21 protein-coding genes are annotated in these 24685 nt (G+C 73.0%); 17 read left to right on the top strand and 4 right to left on the bottom strand.

What is annotated here, in order from left to right; translation table 11 throughout:
* The first annotated feature begins 44 nt into the window (after positions 1 to 44).
* On the top strand, positions 45 to 632 hold the full coding sequence (locus tag AC3A5R_RS01645) for a ribosome maturation factor RimP (RefSeq protein WP_487619046.1): 588 nt from the start codon (positions 45 to 47) through the stop codon (positions 630 to 632).
* Positions 632 to 1663: a transcription termination factor NusA gene (gene nusA / locus AC3A5R_RS01640; RefSeq protein WP_487619045.1), complete on the top strand. Its 1032-nt coding sequence runs from the start codon at positions 632 to 634 to the stop codon at positions 1661 to 1663. Before AC3A5R_RS01645 ends, nusA begins: the two co-directional genes overlap by 1 nt.
* A gap of 73 nt (positions 1664 to 1736) precedes the next feature.
* Here nusA and AC3A5R_RS01635 read toward each other — a convergent pair whose 3' ends face one another.
* Positions 1737 to 2420 carry a hypothetical protein gene (locus AC3A5R_RS01635; RefSeq protein WP_487619044.1) on the bottom strand — a complete coding sequence of 228 codons (684 nt, stop codon included), beginning with the start codon at positions 2418 to 2420 and terminating at the stop codon, positions 1737 to 1739.
* Between the two features lie 89 nt (positions 2421 to 2509).
* Between AC3A5R_RS01635 and AC3A5R_RS01630 the strand changes: the two genes are divergently transcribed.
* A complete protein-coding gene (locus AC3A5R_RS01630; RefSeq protein WP_487619043.1) occupies positions 2510 to 3211 on the top strand; it encodes a response regulator transcription factor in 702 nt (233 codons plus the stop codon).
* Entirely contained in the window at positions 3211 to 4497 is a 1287-nt protein-coding gene (locus tag AC3A5R_RS01625) for a sensor histidine kinase (protein ID WP_487619042.1), read from the top strand. Before AC3A5R_RS01630 ends, AC3A5R_RS01625 begins: the two co-directional genes overlap by 1 nt.
* A gap of 76 nt (positions 4498 to 4573) precedes the next feature.
* Here the strand turns inward: AC3A5R_RS01625 and AC3A5R_RS01620 are convergent, their stop codons facing one another.
* The gene (locus AC3A5R_RS01620) at positions 4574 to 5098 is read right to left on the bottom strand and encodes a hypothetical protein (RefSeq protein ID WP_487619041.1); all 525 of its coding nucleotides are present in this window, start codon (positions 5096 to 5098) and stop codon (positions 4574 to 4576) included.
* 255 nt (positions 5099 to 5353) lie between these two features.
* Between AC3A5R_RS01620 and AC3A5R_RS01615 the strand changes: the two genes are divergently transcribed.
* The 12 genes from AC3A5R_RS01615 to AC3A5R_RS01560 all read left to right on the top strand — a co-directional run bounded on the left by AC3A5R_RS01615 (position 5354) and on the right by AC3A5R_RS01560 (position 18643).
* Positions 5354 to 5827 (top strand): hypothetical protein, encoded by a 474-nt coding sequence (locus AC3A5R_RS01615; RefSeq protein WP_487619040.1) that lies wholly within the window; start codon positions 5354 to 5356, stop codon positions 5825 to 5827.
* 30 nt (positions 5828 to 5857) lie between these two features.
* On the top strand, positions 5858 to 6847 hold the full coding sequence (locus AC3A5R_RS01610; RefSeq protein WP_487619039.1) for an FAD:protein FMN transferase: 990 nt from the start codon (positions 5858 to 5860) through the stop codon (positions 6845 to 6847).
* Entirely contained in the window at positions 6844 to 7398 is a 555-nt protein-coding gene (locus AC3A5R_RS01605; protein ID WP_487619038.1) for a ferric reductase-like transmembrane domain-containing protein, read from the top strand. Before AC3A5R_RS01610 ends, AC3A5R_RS01605 begins: the two co-directional genes overlap by 4 nt.
* Entirely contained in the window at positions 7395 to 8741 is a 1347-nt protein-coding gene (locus AC3A5R_RS01600) for an NADH-ubiquinone oxidoreductase-F iron-sulfur binding region domain-containing protein (protein ID WP_487619037.1), read from the top strand. The genes AC3A5R_RS01605 and AC3A5R_RS01600 overlap by 4 nt, the downstream gene beginning before the upstream one ends.
* Before the next feature lie 31 nt (positions 8742 to 8772).
* Positions 8773 to 9009: a ferredoxin gene (locus AC3A5R_RS01595; protein ID WP_487619036.1), complete on the top strand. Its 237-nt coding sequence runs from the start codon at positions 8773 to 8775 to the stop codon at positions 9007 to 9009.
* Positions 8964 to 9461: a YlxR family protein gene (locus AC3A5R_RS01590; protein WP_487619035.1), complete on the top strand. Its 498-nt coding sequence runs from the start codon at positions 8964 to 8966 to the stop codon at positions 9459 to 9461. The genes AC3A5R_RS01595 and AC3A5R_RS01590 overlap by 46 nt, the downstream gene beginning before the upstream one ends.
* Positions 9462 to 9633: 172 nt before the next feature.
* Positions 9634 to 12510: a translation initiation factor IF-2 gene (infB, locus tag AC3A5R_RS01585; RefSeq protein ID WP_487619034.1), complete on the top strand. Its 2877-nt coding sequence runs from the start codon at positions 9634 to 9636 to the stop codon at positions 12508 to 12510.
* A 254-nt stretch (positions 12511 to 12764) separates the two neighbouring features.
* On the top strand, positions 12765 to 13259 hold the full coding sequence (gene rbfA, locus AC3A5R_RS01580) for a 30S ribosome-binding factor RbfA (protein WP_487619033.1): 495 nt from the start codon (positions 12765 to 12767) through the stop codon (positions 13257 to 13259).
* Positions 13256 to 14296, top strand: coding sequence for a tRNA pseudouridine(55) synthase TruB (gene truB / locus AC3A5R_RS01575; RefSeq protein ID WP_487619032.1), 1041 nt, complete (start codon positions 13256 to 13258; stop codon positions 14294 to 14296). Before rbfA ends, truB begins: the two co-directional genes overlap by 4 nt.
* 57 nt (positions 14297 to 14353) lie before the next feature.
* Positions 14354 to 15406, top strand: coding sequence for a bifunctional riboflavin kinase/FAD synthetase (locus AC3A5R_RS01570; RefSeq protein WP_487619031.1), 1053 nt, complete (start codon positions 14354 to 14356; stop codon positions 15404 to 15406).
* Between the two features lie 125 nt (positions 15407 to 15531).
* A complete protein-coding gene (locus AC3A5R_RS01565; RefSeq protein WP_487619030.1) occupies positions 15532 to 16584 on the top strand; it encodes an FtsW/RodA/SpoVE family cell cycle protein in 1053 nt (350 codons plus the stop codon).
* 199 nt (positions 16585 to 16783) lie between these two features.
* Positions 16784 to 18643, top strand: a complete 1860-nt coding sequence (locus AC3A5R_RS01560) for an AMP-dependent synthetase/ligase (protein WP_487619029.1) — start codon at positions 16784 to 16786, stop codon at positions 18641 to 18643.
* On the opposite strand, the gene AC3A5R_RS01555 is transcribed toward AC3A5R_RS01560, so the two are convergent.
* Entirely contained in the window at positions 18644 to 19783 is a 1140-nt protein-coding gene (locus AC3A5R_RS01555; protein ID WP_487619028.1) for an MBL fold metallo-hydrolase, read from the bottom strand.
* Positions 19784 to 20118: 335 nt separating this feature from the next.
* Here AC3A5R_RS01555 and AC3A5R_RS01550 point away from each other — a divergent pair, with 335 nt between their 5' ends.
* Entirely contained in the window at positions 20119 to 22110 is a 1992-nt protein-coding gene (locus tag AC3A5R_RS01550) for a TIGR03960 family B12-binding radical SAM protein (protein ID WP_487619027.1), read from the top strand.
* 132 nt (positions 22111 to 22242) lie between these two features.
* On the opposite strand, the gene AC3A5R_RS01545 is transcribed toward AC3A5R_RS01550, so the two are convergent.
* Positions 22243 to 24441, bottom strand: a complete 2199-nt coding sequence (locus AC3A5R_RS01545) for a hypothetical protein (RefSeq protein WP_487619026.1) — start codon at positions 24439 to 24441, stop codon at positions 22243 to 22245.
* Positions 24442 to 24685 lie beyond the last annotated feature (244 nt).

Below are 24685 nucleotides of genomic sequence, written 5' to 3'. Positions count from 1 at the left end.
GGGTCACGGCACCGACATTCGAGAAGAGCAGGAGGCGTCGACGCATGAGCACGGCCCAGGACATCCGAGGGGCGCTCGAACCGGTGCTCGCGCCTCTCGGGCTCGTCGTCGAGGACGTCTCCGTGTCGCCCACGGGCAAGCGCCGCGTGGTGCGCGTCCTCGTCGACTCCGACATCACCGGCCTCGACGACGCCGACACCACGAGCGTCGTCCCCCCGCTCTCGCTCGACACCGTCGCCGACGCGACCCGGGCCGTGAGCGACGAGCTCGACGCCGGTGACCTCCTCGGCCAGTCGCCCTACGTCCTCGAGGTGTCCTCGCCGGGCGTCGGGCGTGCGCTGTCCTCCCGCGACCAGCTGCGACGGCAGGTGGGCCGCCTCGTCGAGGTCACCCACCGCGACGGCACCGACACCGGCCGCCTCGTCGAGGTCGGCGCCGACGGTCTCGTGCTCGACGTGCCCGCTACGAAGAAGACGCCGGCCCGACGCGTCACCCTCGACCTCGATGCCGTGCAGCGGGGCGTCGTGCAGGTGGAGTTCACCCGGCCGGGCGCCGACGACCAGACCGACCCGAACGACGACACGAACGACGAGCGGGCCGACGACGCGCCCGCCACGGAAGGGGACTCCTGATGGACATCGACCTGGCCGCGCTGCGCGCGCTCGAGCGGGAGCGCGACATCAGCCTCGACGTGCTCATCCCCGCCATCGAGCAGGCCCTCCTGGTCGCCTACCACCGCACCGAGGGCAGCTACCGCATCGCGCGCGTCGAGCTCGACCGCAAGACCGGTCACGTCATCGTCTGGGCCCGCGAGGAGGGCGAGCTGCTGCCTCCCGAGGAGGAGGGCGAGCGCCCCCAGCGTGGCGAGCCCGGTCCCGAGTTCGACGACACCCCCGAGGGTTTCGGCCGCATCGCCGCGTCAACAGCGCGCCAGGTCATCGTCCAGCGGCTGCGCGACCTCGAGGACGAGGCGATCCTCGGCGACTTCAAGGGCCGCGAGGGCGACGTCATCTCCGGCGTCATCCAGCAGAGCCAGGACCCCCGCAACGTCCTCGTCGACTTCGGCACGGTGGAGGGCATCCTGCCCCTCGCCGAGCAGGTGCCCGGCGAGCGCTACCTCCACGGCGAGCGGCTGCGCTGCTTCGTCGTCAGCGTCAAGCGCGGTCCGAAGGGCCCGCAGGTCAGCCTGTCGCGCACCCACCCCAACCTCGTGCGCACCCTCTTCCGCTTCGAGGTGCCCGAGATCGCCGACGGCACCGTCGAGATCGCGGCGCTGGCCCGCGAGGCCGGTCACCGCACGAAGATCGCCGTGCACAGCAAGGTCGCGGGGGTCAACGCCAAGGGCGCGTGCATCGGGCCGATGGGCTCCCGCGTCCGCGCCGTCATGACCGAGCTGCGGGGCGAGAAGATCGACATCGTCGACTTCTCCGAGGACCCGGCCGTCTTCGTCGCGGCGGCACTCTCGCCGGCACGCGTGCAGTCGGTCGAGATCGTCGACGCGGCGGCCCGCAAGGCCCGCGTCGTGGTGCCCGACTACCAGCTGAGCCTCGCCATCGGCAAGGAGGGCCAGAACGCCCGCCTCGCCGCGAAGCTGACCGGCTGGCGCATCGACATCCGCGCCGACACCGAGGAGACCGGTGGCGTGGAGGCCGCGCCCGAGTGACGGGTGGCGCGCCGGCGTGACACCGGCGTGACGTGAGGGCGCCCGGTGGCACGTGCCAGCGGGCGCCCGTGCGTCAGCCGTGGTCCGACCCGTAGCCCTCGGCGAGGACAGGCTGGCCGTTCTGGCACACGACGTGCTGCGGGTACTCCTGACCGGGCTGCTTGAACGTCACGTCGAGCTCGCCCGTCTCGGTCTCGGTCTCGAAGGACCACCCGTAGCGCGGCGTCACCGACCGTGCGTAGGGCAGACCGCCGCGGCAGCCGGCGACGGTCGCCCCACCCGGCGTCGAGAACGTACGGGTGGCGCTGCCGTCGGACAGGGCCGTGCCGGCCGCCGTCGACCCGGCCGGGACACCGGCGCCACCCTGGGCCCCGCCGGCGGCCCCGCCGCGTGGGCCGCTCGGTGGCGCAGCCTCGCCCGACGCGTCGACGCCCGCTTCGCCGTTGCCCTCGGCCTCCGCCCCGGCCGTGCCGCGGCCTGACGCGGGGGCGGTGGTCGCGCCGGAAGGCGGCGTCGTGTCGGTGCCCGACCCGGGCGTGGAGAGGTCCTCGCCGGACTCGGGCTCGACGGACACGGACGGTGTCGGTGTCGAGGCGCCGACGAGTCCCGGCGGCAGCGCGACCGACCCGCCCGCGACGGAGTCGGTCACGTCGCGCCCGACGCTCGTGACGATGACGGTCGTGACGACTGCGGTGACGACGACGACAGCGAGCCACCCGAGCACGTGGCGCAGCCTGACCACCATCGGCCGGCTCACCGGGCTGCACCTCCTCCCGGGCGCAGGGCCGCGCGCTGTTCCGCTCGAGGACGGTCCGCGCGGACACCCCCGGGCGTACCGTTCTCACTGTGACACACGTGCTCGTCATCGAGGACGACGCGGCCATCCGCACCTCCCTCGTCCGCGCCCTCGGCGACCGGGGCCACACGGTGTCGAGCGCCCACCGCGGCCTCGACGGGCTCCAGCACGCGGTCGACGACCAGCCCGAGCTCGTGCTGCTCGACCTCGGCCTGCCCGACCTCGACGGCCACACCGTCCTGTCGATGCTGCGCGCCGTGCGGGACACCCCGGTCATCGTCGTGACGGCCCGGGACGACGACGCGTCGGTCGTTCGCGCCCTCGACTCCGGCGCCGACGACTACGTGTTCAAGCCCTTCACCGTCGACCAGCTCGAGGCCCGGATGCGGGCTGTGCTGCGCCGCACGTCGGCCCCCCAGGGCGAGGACCGGCTCGTCGTCGGCGGCCTCGTCGTGCACCCGACCGCGCGCGAGGTGACGCTCGACGGCGTCCCGGTCGAGCTGTCCCGCAGGGAGTTCGACCTGCTGCTCCTGCTCGCGAGCCGCGTCGGTGAGGTCGTGACCAAGCGCGAGATCCTCGCCCAGGTGTGGCAGCAGGTCTACGGCGGGGGCGAGCGCACCGTCGACGTCCACCTCTCCTGGCTGCGGCGCAAGCTCGGCGAGTCGGCGGCTCACCCGCGGTACCTCCACAGCGTGCGCGGCGTCGGCGTCCGGCTCAGCGCCCCCGACGCGACGGACCCGACGGACGCCTGATGCGGCGCCAGATCACGTGGCTCGTCGCGGCGACGACCTCGGCGGTCGTCGTCGCCTTCATCGTGCCGCTGTGCATCCTGGTGGCAGGCGTCGCCGAGGACCGCGCGACGAACCGCGCGCGCGAGCAGGCCCAGAGCGTGGCCACCGTCGTCGCGAGCGTCGACACCGAGGCCGAGGTGCGTCAGGCCGTCGCCCTCTTCACGGCCCAGGGCATGCGCGTCGTCGTGCACACCCCGTCCGGCGGCACGATCGGCACCGAGATCTCCTCCGGCGACGAGCAGGAGGAGGTCCAGCGCGCCCGGACCGAGCGGACGTCGTTCACGCAGCGCACCGAGTCGGGCGTCGACGTCGTCGTGCCGGTCCAGACGGAGGCCGGCATCACGGTCGTCGAGTCGAGCGTCACCGACGCCGAGCTGCACGAAGGGGTGACGAGGGCCTGGCTGACCATCGGCGGACTCGGGCTCCTGCTCGTGCTCGCCGCGATCCTCATCGCCTGGCGCCTCGGTCGGCGCACCAGCGTGCCGGTCGTGCACCTCGCGGACGTGGCCCACCGCATCCGGCTCGGCGACCACGACGCCCGGGCGCCGGTCGAGGGCCCGCCCGAGACCGTCGAGCTCGCCCACGCCCTCAACCAGCTCGCCGACCGCATCGACAGCCTCGTCGCGGCCGAGCGGGAGTCGGTCGCGGACCTCGGCCACCGGCTGCGTACTCCCGTCACGGCGCTGCGCATCGACACCGACCTCGTCGGCGACGCCGAGCTGGCCGGACGCCTGCGTGGCCACGTCGACGAGCTGCAGCGCAGCGTCGACGCCGTCGTGCGCGAGGCGCGCCGTCCGCTGCGCACCGCCCTGCCGGTGGCGTGCGACGCCACCGAGGTGGTGCGGGCGCGCAGCGACTTCTGGGAGCCGCTCGCCCAGGACCAGGAGCGTGCCTTCGACGTCGTCGTGCCCGGCCACGCGTGCCTCGTTCCGGTGGCCCCGGAGGACCTCGGCGACGTCGTCGACGTGCTCCTCGACAACGTCTTCGCGCACACGCCCGAGGGCGCCCCGGTCCTCGTGTCGCTCACCGACGGCCGCCGCGAGCGGGTGCTCACCGTCTCGGACGGCGGACCGGGTGCCGTCGCCGCCGACGCCGTGCGACGAGGCGCGAGCGGCAGCGGGTCGACGGGCCTCGGCCTCGACATCGTGCACCGGGTGGCCGAGGCCGCGGGGGGCTCGGTGCAGCTCGGGTCCTCGGTACTCGGTGGCCTCGAGGTCACGGTCCGGCTGCCCGTGGCCGGCACCTGATGCTCCGGGTCCGACGCGGGCCGGGCCCGGGTGTCGGGCCCGGGACGGCGCAGCAGGGGGAAGCGCGGTCACCGGCTCAGCCGGCGGGAGTCGTCGGGACCGTCGGCGTCGGGGCGGGAGACGTGGCTGCGGTCGGGGGAGGGGTCGAGGGTGTCGTCGCAGGCGTCGGGTGTTCGCCCGCCTCGTCGTCGGGCTCGCCGGCGCGGTCCTCGCCCGGCTCGCCGCCGTCGCCGGAGGCGTGCTCTCGCGCCGAGACCGCGGGGCCCGACCCGGAGGCCGGGATGTCGAGGGGGAGGGACGACCCCGGCGCGTCCGGATCGAGGTCGGGCCCCGCGGGGGCTGGCAGGGTGGTCGCCCGACCGGGCACGTGCGTGACGCAGGTGCCGGCCACGAGCACGGCCGGCGCGCTGCACGGCGCCGGCAGCGTCGTCGTGAAGGAGGGAACGCTCGGGGCCACCCGGGCGACCGCGGGAGAGACCGCTCCCGGTCCCGTCGCTCCCATCGCCCCCGTGCCGGCCGAAGCGGTCATCGCCAGGTAGATCCCGACGGCAGCCACCGACCCGATGCCGGTGCCGACCGCGACGGTCCTGCCGATGGCCATGGCGCTCTCCTTCGCACGGTGCTGGATCCGGATCGGTGGGCGACCGGACGATCCGACGATGCCGCGAACGGCATCAACGGCGCATCGCCGCCGGCTCAAGAGCGCGTTAAGGATCCGTCGACCGCCGCTCGCGAACGAGAGGATGACGGTTCCTTAACAGTCACCTGACGCGCACTTTGCGACGCGACGCGCAGCGTGGGGATCGACCTCGACGAACCCACGTCGGAGCCCGACGAGTCCACCAGCAGGAGCGCCATGTCCGGATTGCTCACCCCCGGCGAACGCGACCGTGCCCGCACCCTGACGACCGTGCTGACCGGCGTCGTGGCGGCCGGCTCGGTCGCCGCCGTCGGCGCGGTCTCCGCGGTGGCCGCCGAGCAGACCCGCCAGGCGCGCGAGGCCCGCGAGGCCCGGGCCCACGAGCGCACCGCGGCCGTCCTCGAGGCCGCGACGCAGGCCCGGTACGGCGCCCTGGTCGCGGACGCCGCGAGCCACCCGCAGGTCGTGCTCCTGCCGCGACCCACGCGCACCGTCGTCGACCCTGGGGTCGTCGTACGGGCGTCGGCACCGGGCAACGCCAGACCGGGCCCGGTGTCGGCGTCCTCGGGGGCGGGGCGGTCCTCCGCGTCCACCCGGACGTCGACCTCGGGCTCGTCCGGGTCCTCGGCGCCCCGCCCCGCGCCCGGCCCGGTCGTCATGGCCCCCGTGGTCCCGAGCACCGGGTCGTGACGTGAGGCCCGCACAGCCGGAGGGCCGCCCATGACCGGCGGTACGCCAACGACGCTCGTCGCCCGTCCCGACGTCGACCTCGCGACGGGTACGGCCCGGTGGCGCGCGCTCGGCACGTACGTGCACCTCGGCGTCACCGACGCCGACACCACCGCCGGCGCGGCCCACCTCGCTGCCGCCCTCCTCGACGAGGTCGACGCCGCGTGCAGCCGGTTCCGCGCCGACAGCGAGCTGACGCGCGCCAACCGGGCCACCGGACCGGTGCCCGCCTCACCCGTGCTCGTCGGCGCGGTCCGGGTGGCGCTCGAGGCCGCCGAGCAGACCGGCGGCCTCGTCGACCCGACGCTGGGCGACGTCCTGGTCGCGGCCGGCTACTCGCGCACCTTCGAGGAGGTGCCTGCCAGCGACCCCTCGCCGGTGGCCCTGCCGACGCGTCGACCCGGGTGGCGAGACGTCGTCGTCACCGACGACAGCCTCGAGGTGCCACCCGGCGTCGTCCTCGACCTCGGGGCCACGGGCAAGGCCTACGCGTCGGACCTCGTCGCCCTGTCGGTCGTCGACCGGTTCGGAACGGCGGTCGTCGTCAGCGTCGGCGGCGACGTCCGGGCAGCCACGCCGGGTGTTCCCGGCACGGTGTGGACGGTCGGCCTCGCGCACACCCCGGACGGCCCGGGCGCCTTGCCCGTGGCACACGTCGCCCTGACGGACGGCGGCCTGGCCACGTCGTCGGTCTCGGCCCGGCGCTGGACGCGGGCCGGCCGTCGATGGACGCACCTCGTCGACCCCAGCACCCTCGGCCCCGTCGCCGGGCCGTGGCGCACCGTCTGCGCCACCGGCCCCACGTGCGTGGCAGCCAACGTGGCGACGACGGCCGCGATCGTCCTCGGCGCCGACGCCCCGGCCTGGCTGGAGACCCGCGGCGTCGACGCGCTGCTGCTGGCCCACGACGGCACGACGCGCCGCACCGGCGCGTGGCCGGACGCGCACGCCGAGGACGACCACGACGGAGGTGCCCCGTGACCGACCCGATCCTCTGGTTTCTCAACCGCGGCACAGGCGTCGTGCTGCTCGCCCTCTTCACGGCCACGACGGTGCTCGGCATCCTCTCGACGCGGCGCGGTTTCCACCCGCTGTGGCCGCGGTTCGTCACCCAGGAGCTGCACCGGGCCCTGTCGGGCGTCTCGGTCGTCATCCTGGTGGGCCATGTGGCCGCGGCCGTCGTCGACGAGTACGTCGACATCCGCTGGTGGCAGGCGATCCTGCCGTTCGGGGCCACCTACAAGCCGCTGTACCTCTCGCTCGGCACCCTCGCGCTCGACCTGCTCGCGCTCGTCGTCCTCACGTCGCTGGTGCGCGGCCGCCTGACCGAGCGCACCTGGCGGGTCGTTCACCGTGCGGCCTACGCGTCGTGGGCGGTGTCGGTCGTGCACGGCTTCGGCATGGGCACCGACGCCGTGTCGTCGTGGTTCGTCTGGCTCACGGTGACGTGCGTCGCGCTCGTCACCGTCGCGACGGCCGCCAGGGTCGTCGCCGTCGTCGTCGACCGACGCCACGCGGTGGTGGCGCGGTGACGGCGACGATCGGGGTCCCTGCCACCCTCGGCGGCCGTGCGCCGGCGGGTTGGGACCCGACGCCGGTCACCGACCTCTTCGTCCACCGGGGCCCGCTGCTGCTCCGGCACGTCGGCGACCCCGTCGACCTCGCGCACCACCGGGCCCGCGGGGGTCCGCTCCCGACGCCCGACCTGGCCGCCCTCGTCCCGCTCGTGAGCGACGCGGCGGTGCGCGGACGTGGGGGAGCGGGCTTTCCGCTGGCGCGGAAGCTGACCACGGCAGCCCGGGGCCGGCGCCGCCCCGTCGTCGTGGTCAACGCGGCCGAGGGCGAGCCGGACAGCGGCAAGGACTCGGCCCTGCTGCGCACCGCGCCACACCTCGTCCTCGACGGCGCTGCCGTCGTCGCACGAGCGCTCGGGGCGCGCGAGGTCCACGTCGTCACCGGAGCCGACCGCGCCGACACGACGCGCGCCGCGCGTGCGGCCGTCGCCGAGCGCGACGACCGGTCGATCCGCTGGTCGCACCGCACGGCGGCACCCCGTTTCGTGTCCGGCCAGGCCCGCGCCGTCGTCGAGCTGCTCGAGGGCCGCGACGGACTGCCCGTCACGGCGTGGCAACCGGCGGCCGTCCGCGGGCTGCACGGACGCCCGACCCTGCTGTCCAACACCGAGACCTTCGCCCACGTCGCCGTCCTCGCGCGGGACGGAGCGGAGGCCTACGCGTCGTTCGGCACCGTCGACGAGCCGGGCACGACCCTGCTCACGGTGTCCCGCCGGCTGCCCGCCGCCGGGGTGCCAGCCTGCATCGGTGGTGGCATCGAGCCCGACGGGGGTCTCGACGGCGGTCCCGAGGCCCGGGTCGTCGAGGTGGCGCACGGCACGCCGTTCGCGGACGTCCTGCACCCCGCCGAGCTCGCGGGCCCGGTGCTGATCGGGGGGTACCACGGCACGTGGGTCGAGGGGCACGTCCTCGCCGACCTGCCGGTGTCGGCCGGTGAGCTGCGCCGACGCGGGCTCGCCCTCGGCGCCGGCGTCGTGCTGCCCCTCGGCCCCGACGCGTGCCCCGTGCGGGCCACGGCCGCCGTCGCCACGTTCCTCGCAGGACAGTCGGCGGGGCGGTGCGGTCCGTGCGTCAACGGGCTGCCGGCGCTGGCCGACGCCGTCCGGAGCCTGGCCGAGGGCGAGGACACCCGATCGCGCCTGCGCGAGCTGTGCGGGCTGCTCCCACGGCGCGGCGCCTGCGCCCACCCCGACGGCACGACGCGTCCGGTGCGCACCCTGCTCGAACATCTCGGCCGGCACGTCCACGCCCACCTCGGTGGCACGTGTCCCTGCACGAGCGGCGTCGGGGGAGCGCGATGAACCGGCTGGGCCCCGTGCGCCCGGTGAGCTCATGAGCCTCGGGGGCCCGGCGGGCCGGCACGACGCCCTCGTGCTCGCCGTCGACTGGCCGGCCTGCCGGGCCCGCGGCCTGTGCGCCGAGCTGCTCCCGGAGCAGATCTCCCTCGACGAGTGGGGCTACCCGGTCCTGCACGGGCCCGTGCCGGGCCCGCTGCGCGAGCACGCCGTCGGCGCCGTCCGCGCGTGCCCGCACCGGGCCCTGCGCGTCGTGGCACCCAGGGGCACCTGACTGACGCGTCACATACGAGGGTGGGATCGGGGCATGAACGGTGCTGCGACGGCGTTCACACAGCGTCTGCCCACCGCCGCCGGGCGCACACCCGGCCACCCGCGCGACCCCGTCGAGCGAGCCGGGCCGGCGACGCGGTAGACTGGCGTGTGGCCGACCGGACTGGACTCCGCGCCGAGCCGTCCCGCACGTGTGTGGGATGTCGAGGAACGGATAGCTGGTCGGCACTGCTGCGAGTGGTCGCGGCGACGGATGCAGAGACCGGGGCGAACGCCCGGGTGCTGTGCCCTGACCCGCGACATCGGATGCCGGGTCGTGGTGCATGGCTGCACCCGACGCCCGAGTGCCTCGGGATGGCAGTGCGCCGCAAGGCGTTCGGGCGTGCCCTGCGAGTGCAGGCCGCGGTCGACGTGAGCGCGGTCGCACGGTACCTCGGTGTCACGGACGCGTAGCAGCGACCAGGCGCAGGCGGCTCCCGCCGCCGGCGCGTCAGAACCACCAGAAACGAACCAAGGCGGGTTGAAAACGCTATGAGCACCCGATGAGTACTCAGCGATGAGCAAGCCCCAGCAATAACCACGGTTCGGCCACTTCCTGTTCAGGCCGGACCGAGACAGGAGAGATGTGGCTAAGGTCCGGGTCTACGAGCTCGCGAAGGAGCTCGGAGTCGAGAGCAAGACCCTGCTCGCACACTTGAAGAGCCAGGGAGAGTTCGTCCGGTCGGCGTCGTCGACCATCGAGCCCCCCGTCGTCCGCAAGATCAAGGACACCTTCCCTCGGGAGGGTGCCGCTGACAGCAAGGGCGACACGAAGCCGGCGGCCAAGCCCGCCCCGAAGCAGGCGGCGCCCGCGCCGTCCCAGAAGCCTGCCGCGATGCCGTCGTCCCCGACGCCGGCCGCTCCGGCTCCCGCCGCCCCCGCCCCGGCCGCGCGCGAGACGGCTCCCGCGGCCCCGGCCCGTCCGGCCGCGGCTGCCCCGACGCCCAAGGCTCCGGCTCCCGCGGCCCCGGCGGCTCCCGCCGCCAAGGCCCCGGCGCCGGTGCAGTCCTCGCGCGACGGCGGCAAGCAGACGAGCGGCGTCCCCGCGTCGCCGCGTCCCGCGCCGCGTCCGGGTCAGCCCCGTCCGGGCAACAACCCGTTCGCCCCGAGCCAGGGCATGGGCCAGACCCGCGCCCCGCGACCCGGTGGTGACGCCGGTCCGCGTCCGGGCAACAACCCGTTCAGCTCGAGCCAGGGCATGCCCCGCCCGCAGTCCCGCCCCGGCGGTCCGCGTCCGGGCGGTGCCGGTGGCCCCGGTGGCGCCCCGCGTCCCGGTGGCGCGCCGCGTCCCGGTGGCCCGGGTGCAGCCGGTGGCGCTCCGCGTCCCGGTGGCGCCCGCCCGACGCCCGGCATGATGCCCGAGCGCAGCACCGTCGGCCGTCCCGGCCAGCGCCCGGCCGGTGGTCCCGGCCGCGGTGGCCCCGGTGGCGCCGGTGGCGGTCGCGGTGGTTTCGGCGGCGGCCCCGGTGGCGGCGGTCGCGGTGGCTTCGGCGGCGGCCCGCGTGGCGGTGGCGGTGGCCGCGGCTCCACGGCCGGTGCCTTCGGCCGCGGTGGCGGTCGTCCGGTCCGAGGCCGCAAGTCCAAGCGCGCGAAGCGCCAGGAGTTCGAGCAGATGCAGGCGCCGTCGATCGGTGGCGTCACCGTTCCCCGTGGCGACGGCTCGACCGTCGTGCGGGTGCGTCGTGGCTCGTCGCTGACCGACTTCGCCGACAAGATCAACGCCAACCCGGCCTCGCTGGTCACCGTGCTCTTCCACCTCGGTGAGATGGCCACGGCGACGCAGTCGCTCGACGAGGACACCTTCAAGGTGCTCGGCGCCGAGCTCGGCTACGACATCCAGGTCGTCTCGCCGGAGGAGGAGGAGAAGGAGCTCTTCGACTCCTTCAACATCGACCTCGAGACCGGTATCGAGGGCGAGGAGGACGAGGACCTCGAGGCCCGTCCGCCCGTCGTCACCGTCGTCGGTCACGTCGACCACGGTAAGACCCGCCTCCTCGACGCCATCCGCAACGAGGACGTCGTGGCCGGCGAGGCCGGTGGCATCACCCAGCACATCGGTGCCTACCAGGTGCACCGTGAGCACGAGGGTGTCGAGCGCGCGATCACCTTCATCGACACCCCGGGTCACGAGGCATTCACCGCCATGCGTGCCCGTGGTGCGAAGGTCACCGACATCGCGATCCTCGTCGTCGCTGCCGACGACGGCGTGATGCCGCAGACCATCGAGGCGCTCAACCACATGCAGGCCGCCGACGTCCCGATCGTCGTGGCCGTCAACAAGATCGATGTCGAGGGTGCCAACCCGGCCAAGGTGCGTCAGCAGCTGACCGAGTACAACCTCATCGCCGAGGAGTACGGCGGCGACACGATGTTCGTCGACGTCTCGGCCCGCCAGGGTCAGAACATCGACGGCCTGCTCGAGGCGGTCCTGCTCACGGCCGACGCGGCTCTCGATCTCCGGGCCAACCCGGAGAAGGAGGCGCGCGGCGTCGCGATCGAGGCCAACCTCGACCGTGGCCGCGGTGCCACGGCGACGGTGCTCGTCCAGACCGGAACGCTGCACGTCGGTGACTCCATCGTCACCGGCTCGGCGTACGGCCGCGTCCGCGCCATGCTCGACGAGCACGGCAACAACGTCGCGGAGGCCGGCCCGTCGCGTCCGGTCCAGGTGCTCGGTCTCAGCTCGGTGCCGCGCGCCGGTGACACGTTCGTCGTGGCTCCGGACGACCGCACGGCCCGCCAGATCGCCGAGCGTCGCGAGGCCGCCGACCGTCAGGCCGTGCTGGCCAAGGCCCGCAAGCGCATCTCGCTCGAGGACCTCAACGAGGCCCTCGCGGCCGGCAAGGTCGAGACCCTCAACCTCATCCTCAAGGGTGACGTGTCGGGCTCGGTCGAGGCGCTCGAGGACGCCCTGCTCAAGATCGACGTCGGCGACGAGGTCGACCTGCGCATCATCGACCGCGGCGTCGGTGCCATCACGATGAACAACATCAACCTCGCGATGGCCTCGAACGCGATCATCATCGGCTACAACGTTCGCGCCGAGGGGCAGAACGCCGACTACGCCGAGCGCGAGGGCGTCGAGATCCGCTACTACTCGGTGATCTACCAGGCCATCGAAGAGGTCGAGGCGGCGCTCAAGGGCATGCTCAAGCCGGAGTACGAGGAGGTCGAGCTCGGCACGGCGGAGATCCGCGAGATCTTCCGTTCGAGCAAGTTCGGCAACATCGCCGGTTCGATCGTGCGCAGCGGCGAGATCAAGCGTGGCTCCAAGTCGCGCATCACCCGCGACGGTGTCGTCATCTCCGAGAACGTCGAGATCTCCGGTCTGCGGCGCTTCAAGGACGACGTCACCGAGGTCCGCGACGGGTACGAGTGCGGTATCAACCTCGGCTCGTTCAACGACCTGCAGATCGGCGACCTCATCGCGACGTACGAGATGCGCGAGAAGCCGCGCGCCTGACCGTCACACCGCGTCGGCCGTCCGGCCCGCGCAAGCCGGCGCCGGCCCCCGTCCTGGGGGCCGGCGTCGGCGCGTCACGCGCGTCCTGCCCGACGCGGCACCTCGGCGCCCGCCCGTTAGGGTGGATCGTCGCCGTGAGCGGTGCCACCCCACGGCGGGTACGGCACCACCCACCGGGCAGCTCAGCACGACCCGCACCGAACCCAGAACGACCCGCACCACCTCAGCAGCACCTCGAGGACAAGGAGACCACCATGGCCGACCACGCCCGCGCTCGGAAGATCGCCGACCGGATCAAGGTCATCGTCGCGGAGTACCTCGAGTTCCGCCTCAAGGACGAGCGGCTCGGGTTCGTCACGATCACCGACTGCCGCGTCACCGGCGACCTCCAGCACGCCAGCGTCTTCTACACGGTCTTCGGCTCCGACGAGGAGCGCCAGGCGACCGCCGACGTCCTCGCCGCCAACACCGGCCGCATCCGCTCTGCCGTCGGCAAGGGCATCGGTATCCGCCTGACGCCCTCGCTCGAGTTCATCGCCGATGCCATCCCCGAGGGCGCCGCGCACCTCGAGGACGTCCTGGCCCAGACCCGCGCCCGTGACGCCGAGCTGGCTCGCGCGGCGGCCGGTGCCACCTACGCGGGTGACGCCGACCCCTACCGCAAGCCGGCCGACCGCGACCTCGAGGACGACCTCGATCTCGATGCGGATGCCGACGCGGGGGCGGACGCGGACGTCGACGCACGATGAGCGAGCGTCCCGGTGGCCTGCTCGTCGTCGACAAGCCGGCCGGCTGGACCAGTCACGACGTCGTCGCGCGGGTGCGCCGCCTGGCGGGGACCCGACGCGTCGGCCACGCCGGCACGCTCGACCCGATGGCCACCGGTGTCCTCGTCCTCGGCATCGACCGCGGCACCAAGCTGCTGACGTTCCTCGTCGGCTGCGACAAGACGTACGCGGCCACGATCCGTCTCGGCATGGCGACACTCACCGACGACGCCGAGGGTGAGACCACCTCGGCGGTCGGCGTCGACGACGTCGCGGCTCTCGAACAGGCCCTGCCGGGCGCCGTCGCGGCCCTGACCGGCGACATCGAGCAGGTCCCGAGCGCGGTCAGCGCGATCAAGGTCGACGGCGTGCGCAGCTACGCCCGAGTACGCCAGGGCGATGCCGTCGAGCTGCCGGCCCGCCCGGTGACGGTGAGCCGGTTCCACGTCGAGTCGGTCCGGCCGCGCCAGGCCGCGCTCGAGGTCGGGCCTGCCATCGACGTCGTCGACGTCGAGGTCGAGGTCGACGTGTCCTCGGGCACGTACGTGCGCGCCCTGGCCCGGGACCTCGGTGCCGCGCTCGGCGTCGGCGGGCACCTGACCGCGCTGCGCCGTTCCCGCGTCGGTGGCTTCGACCTGCGGGACGCCCACACCCTCGACGAGCTCGCCGCCCTGGCCGAGGTCGGCGGGCGCGAGGCGCTCCCGCTGCTGCCCGTGGCCGACGCGGCCCGGGCGGCCTTGCCGGTGCACGAGATCAGCGAGCGCGAGGCCACGAGCATCGGCTACGGCCAGCGCATCCCGAGCGGTCTGGGACGGACCGACGCCGTGGCGGCCATCGACCCCGACGGCACCCTCGTGGCCGTCCTCGACGAGACCCGCCCCCTCGCCCGCTCGCGTGTGGTCTTCGTCACGGCGGCCGACCGACAGCAGGCCCCGAACCAGGCCCCGGACCAGGCACCGGACCGCACGGCCCGTGCCGAGGCGGGCGCCGCAGCGGGCACCGCACACACCGGGGCCTGACCCCGAGTGCGCGACCACGACGCAGCCCCGCAGACCCCGGCCACTACAGTGGGCGCCGTGCATCGCTGGTTCGGACTCGACGACATCCCGGCCGACCTCGGGCCCACGGTCGTCACGCTCGGCAACTTCGACGGGGTGCACCGCGGGCACCGCGAGGTGCTGACGCGTGTCGTGCGCGAGGCGGCCGACCGTGGCGCCACGCCGGTGGCCGTGACGTTCGACCCGCACCCGATCGCGGTGCTCTACCCAGACCGGGCACCGGCGGCGGTCATGTCGCTCGGACAGCGCCTCGACGCGCTCGAGTCGGTCGGTGTCGGCGCCACGCTCGTGCTCGAGTTCACCGCCGAGTTCGCCCAGCAGACGCCGGAGGAGTTCGTCCGCGGCACGTTCGTCGACGCCCTCGGCACGGTCGCGGTCGTCGTCGGCAAGGACACCCGCTTCGGGGTGCGCAACTCCGGCGACGTCGACACGCTGCGCACCCTCGGGGCCGAGCACGGGTTCGAGGTCATCGCCCTCGAGGACATCGGCGACACCGCCGCCGCGCACCAGACGAGCCAGGCCGACGCGTCGTCACCGGGCGCCCGGTGGAGCTCGACCCAGCTGCGCGCGGAGCTGCTCGCCGGCAACGTCGAGCACGCCGCCCAGATCCTCGGCCGCCCGCACCGGGTCACCGGCTCGGTCGTCCACGGCGACCACCGGGGCCGCGAGCTCGGCTTCCCGACCGCCAACCTGTCCCAGGACCACGAGGGCCTCGTGCCGGCCGACGGCGTCTACGCCGGCTGGCTGCTGAGACTCGACCTCGAGGCGGGCCACCCCGACCGGACGCTGCCCGCTGCGGTGTCGATCGGCACCAACCCGACCTTCGACGGGCACCAGCGACGCGTCGAGGCCTACGTCCTCGACCGCACCGACCTCGACCTCTACGGTGAGCGCGTGGCCGTCGAGCTCGTGTCGCACCTGCGACCCACCCTGAAGTTCGACTCGATCGACGCCCTCGTCGCGCAGATGAGCGACGACGTGGAGCGGTGCCGCACCATCCTGTCGGCGATCGTGCCACCGCAGCTGCCGGCACAGCAGACGACGACGCAGACCAGCCAGGGACGCGCCTGACCTCGCCGGTCCGCCTCCCCGTCGCCGCCGGTCCGACACGGCCCGGCGGCCGCGGCCGGGCGGGCTGGCTGAGGGTCGACCTCGGTCTGTTCATAGGCGCCGCGGGGCTCTCGCTCGTCGGCGTCGTGCTCGTGTGGTCGGCCACGAGGGCCGACCACGGCCAGGCGCTGGCCCTCAAGCAGCTCGTGGCGGTGGCCGTCGGGGCGGGCGCCGCCGTCGGGGTGACGCGCCTGGACGTCCGCGCGCTGCGCGCGCTCGCACCACTCGTCTACGCCGCCGGGGTCCTCGGCCTCGCCGCGGTCCTGTCACCGCTCGGCTCGACGGTCAACGGGTCGCGTTCGTGGATCCGCCTGCCGGGCGGCTTCACGCTGCAGCCCTCCGAGCTGGCCAAGGTGGCCCTCGCCGTCGCCCTCGCGATGCTGCTGGCCGACCGGGCCGACCGGGCCGACCGGGCCGACAAGGCCGACAGGGGACTGCGCCAGCGGCACCGCGACATCGCTCTCGCCTGGGGCGTGGCCGGGGCATCGGTCGCGCTCGTCCTGGCCCAGCCCGACCTCGGGTCGGCGCTGGTGCTCGTCGCCATGGCCGTCGTCGTCATCGCCGCTTCGGGCGCGCCGCTCCTCTGGACCCTCGGCGTCCTGCTGGCGGGAGCGGGCGCGGTCGTCGCGGCCTTCACGACCCCGCTGCTCAGCGGGTACCAGCGCAACCGCCTCACCGCCTTCCTCGACCCGTCGCTCGACCCGCAGGGCATCGGCTACCAGACGCGTCAGGTGCGCATCGCCATCGGCTCGGGCGGCCTGACCGGTCAGGGACTCTTCGAGGGCCGGCAGACCCAGGGTGGGTTCATCCCCTTCCAGGAGACCGACTTCGTCTTCTCGGTGGCGGGGGAGGAGCTCGGCTTCCTCGGCGCGGCTGGGCTCGTGCTGCTCATCGGCTTCATCGTCGTGCGGGCCTGTGTCGTCGCGCGCCGGGCCGACACGTTCGGACGCCTCGTCGTGCTCGGCATCGCCGTGTGGTTCGGGGTGCAGTCCTTCGAGAACATCGGCATGAGCCTCGGGCTGACGCCGGTGACCGGCCTGCCGCTGCCGTTCGTGTCCTACGGCGGCTCCTCGATGATCGCCGGCTGGGTCGCGGTCGGCATCGTCGGCAACGTGGCCTCGGCGAGCGCGCGCCGCTGACGCGTCGACCGGCTCGACGCGTCGGCCGCGTCGACGTCCGAGGGAGCGGCCACCTGCGGCAACCGGTTACCGGCGGGTCACGGTGCGATGTCGTTCGCCATCGATGCGTGACTGGACCACGGATTGTTGACATCATCCCGGCAAGGACGACGGCCCGCTGACGCCGATGACGGGCCGCCGTGGCGACGAAGGAGTCCACATGCCGCTCATGTCCCGCGCCGACCAGCCCGTGCGCCAGGAGGTGCTCGACAACCGGGCGACGAGCGTCGGTGAGCTCTTCCGGCGCCGGGTCGCCGACTCCCCGGACGCGCCCGCCTACCTCTACTTCCCTGAGGGCAGCAGCACACTGACCACGCTGACGTGGCGGGAGACCGACGACATCGTGCGCCGCTGGGCCGCCGGGCTCATCAGCCTGGGCGTGCAGCTCGAGGACCGCGTCGCCATCGCGTCGACGACCCGCGTCGAGTGGGTGCTGGCCGACCTCGCGGTCATCTGCGCCGGCGGCGCGACCACGACCGTGTACCCGACGACCATCGCCGAGGACGTCGCCTACATCCTGTCCGACTCGGGCAGCGAGATCGTCTTCGCCGAGGACGAGGCTCAGGTCGCCAAGCTCCAGCAGGTGCGCAGCGAGATCCCCGGCGTGCGCCAGGTCATTGCTCTGACCGGCCCGGGCAGCGACGACGGCTGGGTCATGACGACCGACGAGCTCGCGAAGCGGGGCGCCGAGTGGCTCGAGGCCACGCCCGACCTCGTCGACTCGCGCATCGACCAGCTCGGCCCGGACAGCCTCGCCGTCGTCATCTACACGTCGGGCACGACCGGGCGCCCCAAGGGCGTGCGGCTCGTCCAGGACAGCGTCGTCTACGAAGGTGCCGTCATCGACGCCATCGGCACGCTGACCAAGGCCGACCTCCAGTTCCTCTGGCTGCCGCTGTCTCACGTCTTCGGCAAGATGCTCGTGGCCACCGGCCTGCAGATCGGCTTCCCGACCGCGGTCGACGGGCGCGTCGACAAGATCGTCGACCACATGGCGATCATCCGGCCGACCTTCATGGCCGGGCCGCCGCGCATCTTCGAGAAGGCCCGCGGCCGCGTCATGCTCATGCTCGGACAGGAGACCGGCGTCAAGAAGGCGCTCATCGACTGGGCGCTCGGCGTCGGCGCCAAGGTCCGTGACCTGCACGAGCAGGGCCAGCAGCCCTCGGCCGTCCTCGGGCTCCAGCACGGTCTCGCCACCAGGCTCGTCCTGTCCAAGGTGCAGGAGCGCTTCGGCGGCCGGGTGCGGTTCATGATCAGCGGCTCGGCCCCCCTCGACCCGGACGTCGCGCGCTGGTTCGGCGCCGTCGGCCTCCTCGTGGGGGAGGGCTACGGCCTGACCGAGACCTCGTCCGGCACCGCGGTCAACCCGCCCGACCCCGGCCAGTACCGCTACGGGTCCGTGGGCTGGCCGCTGCCGGGCACCGAGGTGCGCATCGCCGAGGAGGACGGCGAGATCCTCGTCAAGGGGCCCGGCGTCATGCGCGGCTACCACAACAACCCCGAGGCCACGGCTGAGGTGCTGAGCGAGGACGGCTGGTTCAGCACCGGCGACATCGGCCGCATCGACGAGCGCGGCTTCGTCTACGTCACCGACCGGAAGAAGGACGTCTTCAAGACCTCCGGCGGCAAGTACGTCGCGCCTGCCGAGATCGAGGCGAAGTTCAAGGGTGAGTGCCCGTTCGTCAGCCAGTTCCTCGTGCACGGCGCCGGCCACAACTACGCCACGGCCCTCGTGACCCTCGACCCCGACGCCATCACGGCGTGGGCCGCGACCAACGGCCTCGCCGGTCGCTCGTACGCCGAGATCGCGACCTCGGACGAGGCCCGCGCGCTCGTCCAGGGCTACGTCGACCGCCTCAACGCCGGTCTCAACCGCTGGGAGACGATCAAGAAGTTCACGATCCTCGACCACGACCTCACCGTCGAGGAGGGCGACCTCACCCCGAGCATGAAGCTGCGGCGCAAGATCGTCACCGAGAAGCACCGCGCCGAGCTGGAGCAGATGTACGCGGAGTGATCAGTCCTGGCGCGCGGGGAGGTCGATGACGGCTCCGGCGTCGGCGTGCGCCGGGTCTGGGAAGACGACGTGGTGCCCGTGCTGCTCGATGAGTCGCGGATCGGCCCAGCGCTCGGTGCGCGGCGTCCGGTAGTTGAACCACAGGGTGGGCCCGGACGGCGCGTCGAGCACGACGCGGGCGATCGCGGCGTCGTCGGGGTGGTGGAACACGTCGCCGTTCGTCGAGACGAGGTAGTGGCTGGCCGGCGCGGCCGCGAGCAGCGCCGCGATGACGTTGGCCTGGCTGCCGTGGTGGGGCAGCTTGAGCGCGTCGACGGCGAGAGTCTCGGTGCCGCGCGCACGGGCCAGCCCGTGCAGGGCGGACGCGAGGACGGTGCCGTACGCGTCCGCTCCCAGGAGGACGCTCGCACCGCGGTGCTCGACGAGCAGGGCGATGCTGCTGCCGTTCGGCACGGAGGCGTCGCGGACCGTCCGTTGGTCCGCCAGGTGCTCCAGGTCGTCGAGCGGTGCGAGCGTGTCGAGCCCCACCTCTCGCTCGGCTCCGCGCAGCGCGTCCCGGACGGCAGCTGCCCACGTGTCGGCCAGGCGCGCCAGGCGCTCGGTCGTCGGGGAGAGCACGGTGATCGTGGGCCCGTCGGGGACGGCGACCACGATGTGACCGCCCGCAGCGCCCGCGTCGACGGGGCCTCGACCGAAGGCCTCGTTCCACGGCCTGGCCTCGTCGTGGGGGTGCCGGGCTGGGCTCCCCTCGGCCGGCGTACCGGCAGCGGCGGGCGTCAGGCCGAGCAGCGCGGCGACGACGTCCTCGCCCTGGTCGATGCTCCGGGAGGTGCCCTTCGGGGCGGGAAGGTGGGTGCGCCCGTTGAACCAGAAGTCCCCGACGCCTGCGGCGAGGTCACTCGCGAGGAACGGCAGCATGCCGCCGATGTGGTCGTTGTCGACGTGCGTGATGACGGCGACGTCGAGGCGTCCGTCGGCCGGGTCCAGCCGGCGCAGCCGCGCCTCGAGCAGTGGCCAGGTGTCCGGCGGGCCGCCGTCGACGAGCATCCGCCACGTCGGCCCCTGGGCCCGCGGGCACTCGACGAGCAGGCAGTCGCCGAGCCGTGCGGGCAGTACCTCGACGTGGATCGCCGTCGACACGGTCGCCACCTTTCCCACCCCGCCAACCCCAGAGTAGGACGGGCGGCCGCGCGCGTCCGGATCTTGGCCGGCCCATCTGGCTCGCTCGCATGCTTTCTCGCTCGCTTCGCTCGCGGGCTTTCTCGCTCGCTTCGCTCGCATGCTTTCTCGCTCGCTCCGCTCGCGGTGTCCGGCACGCTCCGTCGTCGCGCCTTCCCTCCTCGGCTTACTCGCTTCGCTCGTTTCGCTCGTCAGTCCAGGCGCGACGGCCTGCCGGACGGCTCGTCAGTCCGGGCGCGACGCGCGCCGGACCTGTGCATTTCGGGGGTCCGGCCGCGCCCCCGTACCATGGTCCAATGCCCGGAGAGTCACTGTTCAACGCCCTCGAGCCCCTGCTGGAGCGGGTCAACAAGCCCATCCAGTACGTCGGTGGCGAGCTCAACTCCACGGTCAAGGACTGGAACGTCGGCGGCCACGGCCCGGGCGGCGAGGAGCTGACCACGCGCTGGGCGCTCATGTACCCCGACGCCTACGAGGTCGGCGTGCCCAACCAGGGCGTCATGATCCTCTACGAGGTCCTCAACGAGCGTTCCGACGCCCTCGCCGAGCGCACGTACGCGGTGTGGCCCGACATGGAGGCGCAGCTGCGCGAGGCGGGCCTGCCGCAGTTCACGGTCGACGGCCACCGCTCCGTGCGCGACTTCGACCTCTTCGGCCTCAGCTTCTCCACCGAGCTCGGCTACACGAACATGCTCACGGCGCTCGACCTCGCCGGCATCCCGCTGCATGCCGGCGACCGCACCGACGACGACCCGATCGTCGTGGCCGGAGGCCACGCGGCCTTCAACCCCGAGCCGATCGCCTCGTTCATCGACGCCGCCGTCATCGGCGACGGCGAGGAGGCCGTGCTCGCCGTCACCGACATCGTCGGGTCGTGGAAAGCGCAGGGGCGCCCGGGCGGCCGCCGCGAGGTCCTGCTGCGCCTGGCCCGCACCGGTGGCGTCTACGTGCCAGCCTTCTACGACGTCAGCTACCTGCCCGACGGGCGCATCCAGCGCGTCGCGCCCTCCACGGACGCGCCGGGCGTGCCCTGGCGCGTCTCGAAGCACACGGTCATGGACCTCGACGCGTGGCCCTACCCGAAGCAGCCGCTCGTGCCGCTCGCCGAGTCGGTCCACGAGCGCATGTCGGTCGAGATCTTCCGCGGCTGCACCCGGGGCTGCCGCTTCTGCCAGGCCGGCATGATCACCCGACCGGTCCGCGAGCGCTCCATCACCGGCGTCGGCGAGATGGTCGAGCGTGGCCTGGCCGCAACGGGATTCGAGGAGGTCGGCCTGCTCTCGCTCAGCTCGGCCGACCACTCCGAGATCGCCGAGATGACCAAGGGCCTTGCCGACCGCTACGAGGGCACCCAGACCGGCCTGTCTCTGCCGTCGACCCGCGTCGACGCCTTCAACATCGACCTCGCCAACGAGCTGACCCGCAACGGTCGCCGCTCGGGGCTCACGTTCGCCCCCGAGGGTGGCTCCGAGCGCATCCGCAAGGTCATCAACAAGATGGTGTCCGAGGAGGACCTAATCAACACCGTCGCCGCCGCGTACGGCGCGGGCTGGCGGCAGGTGAAGCTCTACTTCATGTGCGGCCTGCCGACCGAGACCGACGACGACGTGCTCCAGATCGCCGAGCTCGCCAAGAAGGTCATCGAGACGGGCCGGCAGGTGTCCGGTCGCCGCGACATCCGCTGCACCGTCTCGATCGGCGGGTTCGTGCCCAAGCCGCACACCCCGTTCCAGTGGGCCGCCCAGCTCGGCGCCGACGACACCGATGCCCGGCTGCTCAAGCTGCGTGAGGCGATCCGCGCCGACCGCCGCTACGGCTCCTCGATCGGGTTCCGGTACCACGACGGCCAGCCCGGCATCGTCGAGGGGCTGCTGTCGCGCGGAGACCGCCGAGTCGGCCGGGTCATCGAGCAGGTGTGGCGCGACGGTGGTCGCTTCGACGGCTGGAGCGAGCACTTCTCCTACGAGCGCTGGATGACCGCCGCCGAGACCGCCCTCGCGGGCGAGCCCGTCGACGTCGCCTGGTACACGACGCGCGAGCGCGGCGAGGCCGAGGTGCTCCCGTGGGACCACCTCGACTCCGGCCTCGACAAGGACTGGCTCTGGGAGGACTGGCAGGACTCGCTCGACGAGACCGAGGTCGACGACTGCCGCTGGACCCCGTGCTTCGACTGCGGCGTCTGCCCCCAGATGGGGACCGAGATCGAGATCGGCCCCACCGGCAAGACCCTGCTGCCGCTCACCGTCCTCGGCAGCAAGCGCGACGAGCTGCTCGAGCACCAGCACTGAGCGACGGCGACCGATTCGTTTCCATCCTGGCCGCACAAGGCCGACCGACCCGGGGCGGATGCCCCGGGTCGGTCAGGTTCCGTGGGGCGGATCAGTCCTCAGCGGGGAGAGACCCGTCTCGATGAACTCGGATCACGACGTCGGCGAGCTCCCCGCGTACGCGAAGGTCGCCGTCTCGTCGGACTGCGCAGGCGTGCAGACCGTCGTGGCCGTCGTGTAGTTCGGGTTGGCACTCGTGTTCGGTGCGAAGGTCACCAGCCACGAGTACGTGCCCGCATCGACGAGGAAGGCGTTGCTCGAAGCCGCGCCGCTGGCGTCGATGGTCACCGTCTGGGTCGAGCCGGCGACGAGACCGGTCGAGCAGTCGGCCGACTTGTACAGCTTGAACGTCACGTCACCGGCGGGTGCGCCGGCGCCCGGCAGCGCCGAGACCTTGGCCGTGTCGCTCAGCTTCATCTTGGTCGACACCGGCGGTGTCACCGGAGTGACGACGACCTGCTCGGTCGTGTCGCCGCAGGCGGTGAACGTCGGGTTGCCCTGGGCGTCGAGCGGAGCGGCCTTGTTCTGCGCGTTGCCCGAGTACTGAGCGACCCACTGGTACTTGCCGACCACGGTCGGGGTGAACGAGTCGCTCGTCGCCGAGGCCGTCGAGTCGGTCAGTCTCGAAGCGCCGTTCGTGGACGTCGCCAGCAGGTTGGCCCCCGTACCGGAGTCGACGCACGAGCTCGCCGTGAGCGTCGCACCGGCCGCGAACGGCCCGTACAGCTTGAACGTCACGGTGCCGACCGCGATGCCGCCCGACGGGAAGAACCCACCGGAGATGTTCGCGACGTCGTTGATCGTGTTGGCGGGGCTCCCGCCGACCGAGATCGTGCCCGACGGCGTGGTGGCGATGGCCGGCGTCACCTTGGTGACCACCAGTGGCTCACTGGTGCAGACACTGGTGGACCCCGTGAGCCTGCTGCCCGCAGCCGGCTCGAAGTGAGCCTGCCACCAGTAGCTGGCGGGCTGGGTGAACGTCAGGCTCGGCGACGGCGGAACCGATCCGTCGGCCGCGACGGTGACGTTCGCGGTGTTCCCGCCTCCCGCGAAGGTCGGGTCGGTCGAGGCCACCTTGCAGGCGTTGTCGGTCCACAGCGAGTACGTCACGGTGCCGGCCGGCGTCCCGAGGGTGCTGCTGATGCTCGACGTGTCGTAGACCTTGACCGGCGGGGTCACCGTGTTGTTCGGCGGCTCGAGGTTGGTGTCGGTTCCCGGGTTCTGGCTCGCGCCGAGCTGCTGGCGCAGGCTCGTGGTGATCGACGAGGTGCCGCAGGTCGTCACGTTGCCCTCGGCGTAGTCATAGAGCGAGGCCGTGAGCGACTGGCTCGAGCGGGTGTCGAAGACGAACCGGTTGACACAGATCGGGTTGCCCTGCGAGTCCTGGTCGAGGTGGTTCGCGGTCAGGTCGAGACCGCCCTCATAGAACTGGTCGGCGCCGAGGGTGGTGCCCTGCGTCTTGTTGTTCACCGTCTGCCACGGCGTCGTGACGCTGGCGGAGTTGGTGATGGCGCAGATGCTGGCCGTGCCGCTGGAACAGCCGTTGCCCGTGACGATGGCGGTCGTGTTGAGGGCACCGTTGGCGCCCCCGACCCACTTGTAGGCGCTGATCTGCGGGTTGGTGCCGCCGCTGAGGAACGCCGCGACGACGAGGATGTCGCCGTCGACGTGGTGACCGGTGAACGCGTTTCCGTTGCCGCTGCCGCCGCCCTGACACGCTGCGTTGGCGTCCTGGAGGAACCACACGCCCATGTTGTTGTCACCGTTGGACGTGTTCTTCTCCATGCCGAAGTAGAGGACGAGGTGCGGAGGAGTGAATGACGTGTCGTTGTACACGGCGGTGTAGGCGTTCTGGATGTCGCCCTTGTTGGTGACGTTGTTCGCTCCGACGCACCGCCAGCCGGTGGCGATGTCATCGAGGTCCTTGGCGCCGGTGGTGTACGTCGACGGGTCGCTCGTGCTGCCCGGGATGAAGTCGCGGGCGAAACCGGCGTCGAAGAAGCCGGTGGGAAGCGGGTTCCGCTTGACGCCGATGCCACTGGCGACGTCGAAGATGCTGTTGCTGCCGCTGGCTGCGCCCCAGTCGGGGGGTGTCGAGGCGGTGTTGTCGAGGACATCGCCTTCGAGTTCGAACGCACTGTTGACCGACGCCAGTGCAGTGAGCGATCCGGCGACGAGGAGTGAGGTCGCGGCGAGTGCCGCGGTGAGGCCGACCGCGGCACGTCGCCGCAGTGGTCGCCTGGTGCCTGATCCCGACCCAGGCACCAGGGAGACGGTTCGTGAACCGAACATGGAGATCTCCAAGGTGTGGTGGAGTGACCCGCCCCGCTCCGGCGCGGGTGGCTACCCGTACGGTCGCGCCTCGTCCGCCCTCGGCCCCCGAGAGGCCCCCGTCTTCCCAGGGCAGCCGGCCGGTGCGTGTGCGGCTACCCAGACATCGACGCTAGGGGCGATCTCATGACGACGCACAGCAATCGGGGAAGTGGTCCCCTATGAGCGGAAAGTCGTGGACGAGGTCCGGAAAATCCTTGGATGG

The sequence above is a fragment of the Intrasporangium sp. Soil_C_50 genome (genome assembly GCF_057656595.1).
The sequence above is the reverse complement of the archived record's forward strand: the minus strand, read 5'-3'. Positions and strand labels throughout refer to the sequence as shown.